The sequence below is a fragment of the Devosia rhizoryzae genome (assembly GCF_016698665.1).
Classification (GTDB): domain Bacteria; phylum Pseudomonadota; class Alphaproteobacteria; order Rhizobiales; family Devosiaceae; genus Devosia; species Devosia rhizoryzae.
The window spans coordinates 783,872-795,474 of sequence record NZ_CP068046.1 but is presented as its reverse complement, the minus strand read 5'-3'; the positions used below and the strand labels follow the sequence as shown (position 1 = coordinate 795,474).

Sequence of the window (11,603 nt, the reverse complement as noted above, 5' to 3'; positions counted from 1 at the left end):
CGGTGGAAAACAAAATCCCCGGGCGCTTGGCCCGGGGACGCACTGCAGTACCAGGGAGGAGATTACTGCAGGATAGCGATGTCGCTGATGGCCCCATCCACGCCTTCGATCTCGCCGACCGAAGTGGCGGCACCGGTCTCGAGGTCGACAGTATAAAGCGTCGCGCCGGCAACGAGATAAGCGGTGTTGGTCAGATCTTCGGTGGAAGAGATATCGAAAGCATAGTTGTCCGCGCCATCGATGCCGAGCTTGCCGATGGCGGCAAGCGTGCCGTCATTGGGAGCGGTCTGCTGGATCAGCGCGACGATGGTCGCGTCGATGTCGAACATCTTGGTGGCCTCGGGCTTGCCGATCGAATTGGTGTAGGCGGCGGCAACGATGGCCGGCTCTTCGCCCTCATGCATGTCGCCAGCTTCATAGGCGAGCGAACCATCGACCGTGACCATGCCGTCATCGACATTGACGCGGTGGTTGGTGCCGTCGGTCGCCATCAGGCGCAGGCGGTCGGCCATCGGGTTGAAGTCGACGATCGCGCCTTCATAGCTGGGCAGCGCTTCCGAAAGCGTCGACTTCACCGTTGCCGCGCCGGTTGCAGTGTCGATGGTCACGACTTCGCCAGCCAGCGAAACGCCGTAGAGCAGCTTGTCGGCAGGGCGAACGTCGATGCCGGCCAGGCCGTCAACGCCGGTCACATCCATCGTGCCGGACACTTCAAGGCTTTCGGTATCGAACATCACGAGCGTCGTGCCGCCGACAAGGCCAACCGCCGGCGCGGCATAGGCGGACGTAGCAAGGCCGGCAACGCCGAGAACCAGGGCAGCACGCAGCGCGAGCAAGGAAGAAGAAGTCATGTGTCGTCTCCTCTGAAGGGCGCCTCCGGGGCGCGTTTACAAAGGGGTTACCCACGGGCCGATGCGTCTGGATGCAGGGGGTACAAAATTATTTTCGTCCCGCATCCGGGCGGGGCCGTTCGCGGGTAATCGACATGAAGGACGATTGCCGCCATGTTCCACCTCATGACCGACCCCAAAACTGCCGAACAGCTGATTGCCCAAATCGCCACCGGAAATCGGTCGGCGCTTGCTGCCCTGTTCGAAGGGGAGTCAGGCCGGCTCGTCGCCATCGCCCAGCGCTTGCTGAGACGGCGCGACCTCGCTGAGGAAGTGGTACAGGAAGCCTTCATCACCGTCTGGCGGCAGGCGGCAAGCTTTGACGGCAGCAAAGGTTCGGCGCGCGGCTGGCTGACTGTAATCGTCAGAAACCGGGCCCTGAACCTTTTGCGCGACAGTGCCCGCATGGATTTCGAGGACAGCGAGAAACTGGTTGAACTTGGAGACCGTCAGGCCGACGCGCGTGCGGCCTATGAAGCGCTCTCGATCAAGGACGCCCTTCGCCACTGCCTCGGCATGCTGGACGCCTCCAAGCGTGAAGCCGTGCTGCTTTGCTATGTCACCGGCCTCAATCATGGCGAAGCCGCCGCGACCATGAATGTGCCGCTCGGCACGGTAAAATCCTGGGTCCGCCGCGGCACCGTTGCCCTTCAGGAGTGCCTGTCATGACCGAGGGCGATCGCGAACGCATCGGCGACTATGTGCTGGGTCTTCTCGAAGGCGCAGACCTCGCCGCCTTCGAACAACAGCTCGCAAGCGACCCGGAATTGCGCTCGGCCGTCGAGCGGCTGCGCGGGCATTTTGGAAAGCTCGACAACACGGTAGAGCCCCTGCCCGCCAACCCGGCGCTTTGGTCCCGCATCGCGGCCGAGCTGGACACGCCCATTGTAATCGCAGCACCTCCACGCGCCGCGAATGACAACCGCTGGCGCGGCATTGCCGGCATCGCCGCCAGCCTGCTCGTCGCTTTGAGCATCGGCTACCTTGCCGGGTCCAATTTCGGACATGCGCCCCAGCCGCTCATGGTCGCCGTGCTGTTGACCGAAGGGAGTGCCGAGCCGGCCGTTCTCGTCGAGGCCTTCGCCGATGATAGCATTCGCCTCGTCCCGCTCGAGCTGGCGCAAAAGCCGGAAGACCGCGTTTATCAGGTCTGGACCTTGCCGGATCCCGCCACCGGGCCGGTGTCCATGGGCATTTTCGAGGATCCGCAGACCATGCGCCTCGCCGGGCCTAACCTCCCCGCACCGCAAAACGGACAGCTCTACGAGATCACGCTGGAGCCCACCGGCGGATCGCCCACCGGCCGGCCCACCGGACCGATCCTGGTCAAGGGCTTTGCGAAAACGCCGCTCTAGCGGAGCTTGAGGCTAGAAAGACCGATCAGCGCCAGCACGAAGGAAATGATCCAGAAGCGGATCACCACCTGCGACTCCGTCCACCCCAAATGCTCGAAATGGTGGTGGATCGGCGCCATTCGGAACACCCGTTTGCCGGTGAGCCGGAAAGACGTCACCTGCACGATCACGGACACGGCTTCGAGCACGAAAAGCCCGCCGATGATCGCCAGCACCAGCTCATGCTTGGTGGCGACCGCAATCGTGCCCAGGGCACCGCCCAAAGCCAGAGAGCCGGTATCGCCCATGAAAATCTGCGCCGGTGGGGCATTGAACCACAAGAAGCCCAAGCCCGCGCCGATTAGGGCGCCGCAAACCACCGCGAGCTCTGCCGTGCCGGGCACCGAGTTCAGCAGCAGATAATCGGCATAATTCGTCGAGCCGACGAGATAGGCGATGAAGCCGAAACAGGCCGCCGCAACCATCACCGGCACGATCGCCAGACCATCGAGCCCATCGGTGAGGTTTACCGAATTGCCCGCGGCCACGACCACAAAGCCACCGAACAGAATGTAGAAATAGCCAAGATTGAGCGCCAGGTCCTTGACGAAGGGAAACAGCAAGGATGTGCCGTAAGCCCCTTGCGCCAGTTGCGAAATCGCAAAAGCCGCAATGCCGCCGATCAGCGCTTCGAGGAACAGCCGCTGCCTTGAGCCAAAGCCGGCATGGCTCATGCGCTTTACCTTGAGATAGTCGTCATAAAAGCCGATCGCGCCAAAGCTGACGGTGACGAACAGCACGACCCAGACATAGCCGTTGGAAAGGTTTGCCCAGAGCAGCGAGGAAATCAGCGTGCCCGAAAGGATCATCAGCCCGCCCATAGTCGGCGTGCCCTTCTTGGTCAGCAGGTGCCCTGCCGGACCATCCTCGCGGATCGGCTGGCCGCGGCCCTGCTTGACGCGCAACAGCGCGATCATGCCGGGGCCGAACAAAAAGACGAAAAACAGCGCCGTCACCACCGCGCCGGCAGTGCGGAAGGTGATGTAGCGGAAGACGTTGAAAGCCGCGAGGGATTCGCCCAGGGTGCTGAGAAAATAGAGCATGCTGTTCTTTTGTCTCTCGTGGGCTTAGCTGTCTTTGAACCGGGCGGTCACTGCGCTGACGACGCGCGCCAGCCCGACACCATTGGACCCTTTGATCATAACAGCGTCGCCATAAGCAAGGTCGGCAATGATCGTGTCGATAGCTTGTTCGACACCCTGCGACCGGCTTGCAACAAGCCCGGCTGGCAACGCCTCCGCCAGCGCCGCGACATGGCTGCCCACCAGATGCACGCTTGTGGCGCCCGAGCTCTGCACAACTCCGGCAAGGCTCGCATGCAGCCGATCGGCTTCGTCGCCAAGTTCGCGCATATCGCCCAGCACCAGCACTTTCTTGCCCGATGGCGCAATGCTGCCAAACACTTCCAATGCCGCCGTCATTGACGCCGTATTGGCATTATAACTTTCATCGATCAGCAGCAGCGGCTTGTCCGCCGGCCCCAGCAGCGTCCGCTGCCCCCTGCCCGGCTGTGCCCCAAACCCCGCCAAGGCCTTGAGCGCTACGGCCGGTTCGATACCCGCTATGCTGGCGACCGCCAGGGCCGCCGTGGCATTGGCAAGCATGTGCCGTCCGGACACACCCAGCGCGAGGGCATGGCTCTGCCCCTCATGCAGCACGGTCGCAAAACTCTGCTCGGCTGCCGTCTGCGGATCGACGATCTGCCAATCGACACCCCGCGAAAAACCGTAGGTCACGACCTTGCCGACGCCTGCCGCCTGCGCCGCGTCGAGCAGCAACTGGATCTGCGGATGATCGGCATTGAGCACCGCCGTGCCGCCCGGCTCCAGACCCTCGAATATCTCGGCCTTGGCCGCAGCAATCGCCTCGAGGCTCCCGAGCTTTTCCAGATGCGCCGGCGCGATATTGGTGATCACCGCCACATGCGGCCGCACGAGCTTGCTGAGCGGCCGGATTTCATCGGGCGCATTCATGCCCATTTCGAAGACGCCGAACTGGGCTTCTTGCGGCAGCCGCGCCAGCATCAGCGGCACGCCCCAGTGATTGTTGAAGCTCTTGATCGAGGCATGCGTCGCGCCCGCCGCCTCGAACACCACCCGCAGCGCTTCCTTGGTCGTGGTCTTGCCCACGCTCCCCGTCACCCCGACGACAAAAGCCCGGCTGCGCGCCCGTGCCGCAACGGCGAGGTCGCGAAGACCACCCAGCGCATCGGCGACAACAATCCGCCCCGGCCCCGCGCTTCGCCCCTCGCTCACCAGTGCCGCAGCCGCACCATTGCCCAGCGCCGTGTCGACGAAATCATGCCCGTCGAAGCGATCACCCTTGATGGCGACGAAGAGCGCATCGGGCCCCAATTCGCGCGAGTCGATCGAGATCGAATTGATCTCTTTCGCCACGACGCCCTCGGCGCGCCCACCCGTAGCCGCAAGAACGTCGTCGATCGTGTAGAGGGGCTTTGTCATGGCTGGGGTCCGACCGCGAAGCAATGCGATGCAATACGTCGGTCGAGCGTGCGGCGGCAACCCCCACCCGGCCTCCCCCTGCAGAAGGGGGAGGAGTATTGCCGGCGGTCTAAACTCGATCGAACTCCTCCCTCGCCTAACGAGGGAGGCCGGGTGGGGGCTACTTACCCCTTCACCGCCGCCAGCACTTCCTCATGATCGGAGAAATGCGACTTGGTCGTGCCGATGATCTGGTACGTCTCGTGGCCCTTGCCCGCGACCAGCAGCACATCGCCCTTCTTGAGCGACCGCACGGCCTCGCGAATGGCGGTCTTGCGATCGCCGATTTCCTGCGCACCCTTGGCGCCGGCCATCACCTCGGCACGGATCGTCGCCGCATCCTCAGTGCGCGGATTGTCATCCGTCACAATCACCACATCGGCCAGATCGCTGGCGATCTCGCCCATCTGTGGCCGCTTGCCCTTATCGCGGTCGCCGCCGCAACCGAACACAACCTTGAGCTCGCCGGTGACATAGGGCCGCAGCGTTTGCAACGCCATGCGCAGCGCTTCGGGCTTATGCGAATAGTCGACGAAAATCGCCGCGCCATTATGCTCGGCCACCAGCTCCAGCCGCCCGCGTGCGCCCACGAGCTCCGGCAGCGCAGCGAAGGCATCCGCCTTGTCGACACCCGCCGACATCGCCAGAGCCGCCGCGATCAGCGCGTTCGAAACCTGGAACTCGCCCGGGATCGGCAGATGGAAATTGACCTTCTCGCCGATATGCCGCACCTCGACGCGCTGGCCATAGCCCTCCGGTTTGATCGAGAGGATTTCGATATAGGCGCCCTCGCGTCCCACCGTCAGCAGCGTCGCACTGGCGCCGAGCGCCGCAAACATGAACTGCTCGTGCTCCGGATCGTCGACATTGACGATCGCCGCGCCGCCATCGACCAGAAGATCGGTGAAAAGCCGCAGCTTGGCGCTGCGATATTCGTCCATGTCCTTGTGGTAGTCGAGGTGGTCGCGGCTGAGATTGGTAAAGGCCACGGCTTCGAAATGCGTGCCGTCCAACCGCCGCTGGTCGAGGCCGTGGCTCGAAGCTTCCAGCGCGACATGGTCGATACCCTGGGCCTTGAGCGCCCGCATCGCCTGATGCAGCGTGCGCGAGTCCGGCGTCGTCAGCGCGCCCTCGATCGTGCGCTTGCTGGTCTCGATCCCGAGCGTGCCAATGCTGGCGCCGGGAACGCCCGCATGATCCCAGATCTGGCGCACGAAGGACGCCACCGAAGTCTTGCCATTGGTACCCGTCACGGCAACGAGGATTTCCGGCTGCGGCTCGAACACCCGGCTCGCGGCCCGCGCATAGGCGGCGCGCACATCTTTGACGATAATCACCGGAACGCCCGGATCGCCGGGCGGAGCGATGTCGGTCACCACCGCCAGCGCACCCCGGTCCACTGCGCTTTGCACGAACTGGTTGCCATGCACCTTATTGCCGGGCAGCGCGAAGAAGATGTCGCCCGGCTCGATCCGCCGGCTGTCCGAGTTCAGCCCGAAAACCGCGCCCAATCCCTTTTTTGGGCGGGCGCCGGAGCCTTCGAGCAGTTGAGTGACGCTGATAGACACTTGGATCAGAATCCTTCTGGATAAAGCTGACGGACGGAGGCCGGAACGATCTGCTGGTCCAGCGCTTCGCTGAAATCTGGCGCAATGCCAAGCATGGGCGCAACCCGCTGGATGACGCGGCCGGTAATGGCGCCGGCATTCCAGCCAGCCGTCGTGCCCGATTGCGGGTTCTCGGCCTTGGGCTCGTCCACCATGATGACCATGGCATATTTCGGGTTGTCGAGCGGGAAGGCGGAGGCGAAGAAGTTGGTAACCTTGCTCGACGAATAGCGGCCATCGACCACCTTTTCCGCCGTGCCGGTCTTGCCGCCAGCCCGGTAGCCAAGCGCCGCCTTGTTCATCTGCGAGCCCGAACCGCCCGCTGAAATGGCGTTGAGCCGCATCAGGTAGCGGATGGAGGCACTGGCATCTTCTGAGATGACCCGCTCATAGAGCTGCTCGGCGGTAGCGACGTCGCGCTTGTAGATGGTGGGCGCGATATAGTTGCCGCCATTGGCGAAGGCTGAATAGGCGGCGACAAGGTGCAGCGGCGACACGGAAAGACCATGGCCGAACGAAGCCGTGGCGGCGCCGACTTCCGAAAACTCTTTCGGCACCGTCGGCACACGCATTTCCGGCAGTTCGAACTGCACACGCTCATCAAACTTCATGCGGCTGAGGAAAGCGCGGAACGCGTCCTTGCCCATGGCCTGCATGACGCGGATGGTGCCGATATTGGATGAATATTTGTAGACTTCCGGCAGGCTGAGGATGCGGTGCTTGCCGTGGAAATCGTCGATGGTGAAGCGGCCGAAGCGGACGCCATAGCGGGCGTCGAACTGATCGGTAAGCTTGACCATGCCGCTGTCGAGCGCACCGGCAAGGGTCACGGTCTTGAAGGTCGAGCCCGGCTCGAAAATACCCGCCGTAACACGGTTGAATGTGTCTTTTACCAGGGCGCTGGCCGGATCGTTCGGATCGAAGTCAGGCACCGACGCCAGCGCAATGATCTCGCCGGTATGGATGTCCATCATCACGCCTGCCGCGGCGATCGCCTGGTAACGCGTCATCGCGTCCACCACCTGGTCATGCATCACGTGCTGCGCGCGCATGTCGATCGAAAGTTCCACCGGCGTCAGCGCGGCGCCGCGCGCGAGTCCAAGCTCCTGCAAGAGAGCGATGGATTCGGTGTCCATATGCCGTTCGATGCCGGCAATGCCCTGGTTGTCCACATTGGTGGAGCCCAGAATATGCGAAGCCTCGCGCATGCCGGGATAGAAGCGCTTGGACTCGGTGATGAAGTCGACGCCGGGTATGCCCAGCTGCATCACCGCGTCTTCGATCGCCGGCGTCAGCTCGCGCTGCACCCAGACAAAGCCCTTGTCGCCGGAAAGGCGGTTGCGCAACCAGTCTTCCCTAAGGTCCGGCAGCACTGTGCGCAGCTTGCGCACTGCTTCCTCGACATCGACGATGCGGCGTGGCTCGGCGTAAAGCGAGGGCACGCGGATATCGACCGCCATCTCGAGACCGTTCCGGTCCAGAATCGGCGGACGGCTTGCCTGAATGACGTCGCGGGTCTGCCCTTCGATGCTCTGGTCGGTCTCGACCATGCCCAGCATCACAAGGCGCCCGCAGATCACGCCGAAGCCGAGCACCAGCGCCAGGATCATCCAGCGAATACGCGCCTGGGTCAGGTTGACACGCTGCTTGCGGGCCCCCACGAGCGCAATGGCGGGCGAAAAATCGTCGGCAGTGATGGCCATTACTCGATGCCTTCCAGTTCGAGGATTGCATCGATCGGGTCGATGCCCTCGGCAATGGCGTTGAACAATGCATCCATTGCAGCCGTGTCGGGCCGCGCCGGGCGCATCGGAATGGCGGTAAAGGCGCCAAACTGCTCCTGCTTCACCGGTCCCACGGCAAGCTCCATCTCATGGCGCCGCACGATCGGATCGACATGGCCGGGCTGGTTGAGCACTGCCCAGTCCGCCTGCAGCAGCGACAACTCGCCTTCCTGATCGTGGATCTTGGCCGTCAGCGCCGTGCGCTCCGCCGCCGTGCCCTCGATCGAGAACTTCAGCGCATAAACCCCGGCCAGCATGGCGACCGACACAAAGATCAGAACAATATTGATGGTGCGGATCATGCTGCGCCCCTGATCTGCGGCACGCCAAGACCCTGCATATTAACGGGACGCGCCGCCTCCCCGGTTCGAACGCCGCTGCGCAGCACCGCAGAGCGCGCCCGCGGATTACGCGCCAGTTCGGCTTCTCCCGACTTGACCGCCTTCGCAACCGGCTGCCAGCGCAGCGGCTCAACCACCGCCTGCGGCAGGTGACGGGACGCGGTGGGTCCACCCTTGTCCGGATCGAAGAACCGCTTGACGATCCGGTCCTCGAGTGAATGAAAGCTCACGACGGCCAGCTTGCCACCCTCGTCCAGCAAGCGCTCGGCAGCAAAAAGGCCCTCGACCAACTGGTCGAACTCGCCATTGACCGCGATGCGCAACGCCTGGAACGAGCGCGTTGCTGGATGCGCATCGCCCGGCTTGCGGCCAATGGCCTTTTCGATGATCCGTGCCAGCTCCAGCGTGGTCGTGATCGGCGCCGTTTCGCGGGCCGCGACGATGAACTGAGCAATGCGGCGCGACTTGCGCTCCTCGCCAAAGGCATAAAGCAGGTTCGCAAGCTCTTCGGTCTCGAGGCCATTGACCAGATCAGCGGCGCTCTCGCCCGACTGGCTCATCCGCATGTCGAGCGGGCCTTCGCGCATGAAGGAAAAGCCGCGCTCCGCCTGGTCGAGCTGCATGGAGGAAACGCCGATATCGAGCACAACCGCATCGATCGGGCCCAAACCGGACGCCAGAGTGTCGAGCTCGGAAAAAGTGCCTGGGACAAAGGTGAAGCGACCGGGGAATTCCTCGGTCAGCGCCGCAACATGCGGTGCGACCGATGGATCGCGATCGATGCCGATGACATGGGCGCCCGCTTGCAGCAGGGCACGCGAATAGCCGCCTGCTCCAAAAGTGCCGTCGACGATGCGGATGCCAGCCACCGGTGACAAGGCGGCAAGCACCTCGTCCAGGAGGACGGGCACATGCGGGCCGCTCGGCATCCCCATCTCGGGCAGCGATGACTTGCCCATATCGGCAACCTACTCCACACCCGGCCCGCCGACCGGTTTTTGAACTCGATCCGGATTCTGCACGGCGACGCTTAAGAATCTGTTTCCCATGCCGCTTTCATGACCTTGCGGAGGGAAAGTGGGCGGCCCGGCTGCGTGGGATATTGCCCTCTCGCTCCATTACGCTATGAAGGCTGTGTATGCGGGGACTCTTATGCCGATCACGAGCCAGACTTTCGTGCGCTCCACTGCGCTGCTCTTGCTGGTCGGGCTCCTTGCCCTGCTCGGCATTATCGGCACCAATGTGTGGCTGGTCGAACGCTCGCAGGGCTATTTTGATGAAGTCATTCAGGGTCGTATCGCGCGACGCGCCGCAGTCGATCTGCGCGTCAGCATGCAGGATATCGAGTCGAGCCAGCGCGGTTTTCTTCTGACCCAGGACGAAAGCTACCTCGAGCCCTACGAAGCATCCCTTCCCGAAGTCGAAGAACAGCTTCAGGCGCTTGAGCAGGTCTTGGCGCCCTATCCGCAGGCCCTGCCCTACATCGCAACCCTGCGCGACGATGTGGCCATCAAGCTCAATGAGATGGCCGAGACGATCGATCTTGTTCGCCAAGGTGATGTCGAAGGCGCCCGCTCCGTCGTCCGTACCGACCAGGGGCAGCGTGCGGCTCAGGCTATCCGCACATTCATCGACCAGTTCATCACAGCCGTTGATGAACGGCTGACCGGGGGCGTCGCCAATCAACGCGATACCATCAACCTCCTTCGTTGGGTTTCGATTGCTGGGGGTCTGATCATCCTGGCCGTGGTCGCCGGCGCCTTCTGGGCGGTGATCAGCTATACGCGCGAACTGGCCCGCGCTCGCAGCACCGTTGAGGAGCTCAATACCGGCCTTGAAGAACGCGTCAAGGAACGTACCGCCGACCTCGGCAAAGCCAACGAGGAAATCCAGCGCTTCGCCTATATCGTGACGCACGATCTTCGCGCGCCACTGGTCAACATCATGGGCTTTACCAGCGAACTCGAAACAGGTGTTCAGGCGGTCAAGTCCTATATCGACGCCAAGCCCGCCGACACGACTGACCCGCTCGACATCGAAGCGCGCGAAGCCGCGCTCGAAGATCTTCCCGAGGCCGTCTCCTTCATCCGCGCTGCAACCCGCAAGATGGACGGCCTGATCAACGCCATCCTCAAGATTTCCCGCGAAGGCCGCCGTCAGCTCAAGCCCGAGCCGGTGAACCTGCAGGAACTCGCCGAAGCGAGCGCTGCCGCCGTTCACCACCAGGTCGCCGACAGCCAAGGCGAGATCGCAACCGACATCCGCGTCGGCCAGGTCTTTACCGACCGGCTCTCCATCGAGCAGGTGTTGGGCAACATGCTCGACAACGCCGTCAAATACCAGGACCCGTCCCGTCCGCTCCGCGTCACCATCAGCGCGCGCCACCTGCCCGGCAATCGCGTCGTCATCGAGGTGGCCGACAACGGCCGCGGCATCGCCGAGATGGACCATGAGCGCGTTTTCGAACTCTTCCGCCGCTCGGGCTCGCAGAACCATCCGGGCGAAGGCATCGGCCTTGCCCATGTGCGCACCATCGTGCGCAGCCTTGGTGGCGATGTCACATTGACCTCGACGCTTGGCCAAGGCACGACCTTCATCATCAATCTGCCGCGTGACCTGCGTGGCTATCTGGGGAATGCAGCATGAACAACGCCCGTCCTGTGACCATCATCATGGTCGAAGACGATGAGGGCCATGCCCGCCTCATCGAAAAGAACATTCGCCGCGCCGGTGTCGCCAACGAGATCGTATCCTTCACCAATGGCACCGATGCGCTGTCGTTCTTGCTCGGTTCCGATGGCACGGGTCTGGTCAATAAGGGACGCCAACTGCTGGTGCTGCTAGACCTCAACCTGCCCGACATGACGGGCATCGACATCCTCGAAAAGGTCAAGGGCAACGAGCACACCAAGCGCTCACCCGTCGTGGTCCTGACCACTACAGACGACCAGCGCGAGATCCAGCGCTGCTACGATCTGGGCGCCAACGTGTATATCACCAAGCCAGTCGACTATGATGGTTTTGCCAACGCTATCAAGCAGTTGGGCCTGTTCTTTTCAGTGATGCAGATCCCCGAAGCCGAATAA

The 11,603-nt window shown here is 63.0% G+C and carries 11 protein-coding genes; 4 read left to right on the top strand and 7 right to left on the bottom strand.

Going from position 1 to position 11,603, the window contains the following annotated elements:
- Positions 1-62: 62 nt before the first annotated feature.
- Positions 63-851: a DUF4394 domain-containing protein gene (locus JI748_RS03985; protein WP_201635288.1), complete on the bottom strand. Its 789-nt coding sequence runs from the start codon at positions 849-851 to the stop codon at positions 63-65.
- Between the two features lie 153 nt (positions 852-1,004).
- Between JI748_RS03985 and JI748_RS03980 the strand changes: the two genes are divergently transcribed.
- Positions 1,005-1,559, top strand: a complete 555-nt coding sequence (locus JI748_RS03980; RefSeq protein ID WP_233280608.1) for a sigma-70 family RNA polymerase sigma factor — start codon at positions 1,005-1,007, stop codon at positions 1,557-1,559.
- A complete protein-coding gene (locus JI748_RS03975; RefSeq protein ID WP_201635286.1) occupies positions 1,556-2,245 on the top strand; it encodes an anti-sigma factor in 690 nt (229 codons plus the stop codon). Before JI748_RS03980 ends, JI748_RS03975 begins: the two co-directional genes overlap by 4 nt.
- Here the strand turns inward: JI748_RS03975 and mraY are convergent.
- The 6 genes from mraY to rsmH all read right to left on the bottom strand — a co-directional run bounded on the left by mraY (position 2,242) and on the right by rsmH (position 9,476).
- Complete coding sequence (gene mraY, locus JI748_RS03970) at positions 2,242-3,327, bottom strand: phospho-N-acetylmuramoyl-pentapeptide-transferase (protein WP_201635284.1); 1,086 nt, start codon at positions 3,325-3,327, stop codon at positions 2,242-2,244. The genes JI748_RS03975 and mraY overlap by 4 nt on opposite strands.
- A 24-nt stretch (positions 3,328-3,351) precedes the next feature.
- Positions 3,352-4,746 carry a UDP-N-acetylmuramoyl-tripeptide--D-alanyl-D-alanine ligase gene (locus JI748_RS03965; protein ID WP_201635282.1) on the bottom strand — a complete coding sequence of 465 codons (1,395 nt, stop codon included), beginning with the start codon at positions 4,744-4,746 and terminating at the stop codon, positions 3,352-3,354.
- A 164-nt stretch (positions 4,747-4,910) separates the two neighbouring features.
- Positions 4,911-6,347 carry a UDP-N-acetylmuramoyl-L-alanyl-D-glutamate--2,6-diaminopimelate ligase gene (locus JI748_RS03960; protein ID WP_201637022.1) on the bottom strand — a complete coding sequence of 479 codons (1,437 nt, stop codon included), beginning with the start codon at positions 6,345-6,347 and terminating at the stop codon, positions 4,911-4,913.
- Positions 6,348-6,358: 11 nt separating this feature from the next.
- Positions 6,359-8,095, bottom strand: coding sequence for a peptidoglycan D,D-transpeptidase FtsI family protein (locus JI748_RS03955; protein WP_201635280.1), 1,737 nt, complete (start codon positions 8,093-8,095; stop codon positions 6,359-6,361).
- The gene (gene ftsL / locus JI748_RS03950; protein WP_201635278.1) at positions 8,095-8,478 is read right to left on the bottom strand and encodes a cell division protein FtsL; all 384 of its coding nucleotides are present in this window, start codon (positions 8,476-8,478) and stop codon (positions 8,095-8,097) included. Before ftsL ends, JI748_RS03955 begins: the two co-directional genes overlap by 1 nt.
- Positions 8,475-9,476 (bottom strand): 16S rRNA (cytosine(1402)-N(4))-methyltransferase RsmH, encoded by a 1,002-nt coding sequence (gene rsmH / locus JI748_RS03945; RefSeq protein ID WP_211200727.1) that lies wholly within the window; start codon positions 9,474-9,476, stop codon positions 8,475-8,477. Before rsmH ends, ftsL begins: the two co-directional genes overlap by 4 nt.
- A gap of 193 nt (positions 9,477-9,669) precedes the next feature.
- Here rsmH and JI748_RS03940 point away from each other — a divergent pair, with 193 nt between their 5' ends.
- Together JI748_RS03940 and JI748_RS03935 are read left to right on the top strand one after the other, a co-directional pair.
- The gene (locus JI748_RS03940) at positions 9,670-11,163 is read left to right on the top strand and encodes a sensor histidine kinase (protein WP_201635276.1); all 1,494 of its coding nucleotides are present in this window, start codon (positions 9,670-9,672) and stop codon (positions 11,161-11,163) included.
- A complete protein-coding gene (locus tag JI748_RS03935) occupies positions 11,160-11,603 on the top strand; it encodes a response regulator (protein WP_201635274.1) in 444 nt (147 codons plus the stop codon). Before JI748_RS03940 ends, JI748_RS03935 begins: the two co-directional genes overlap by 4 nt.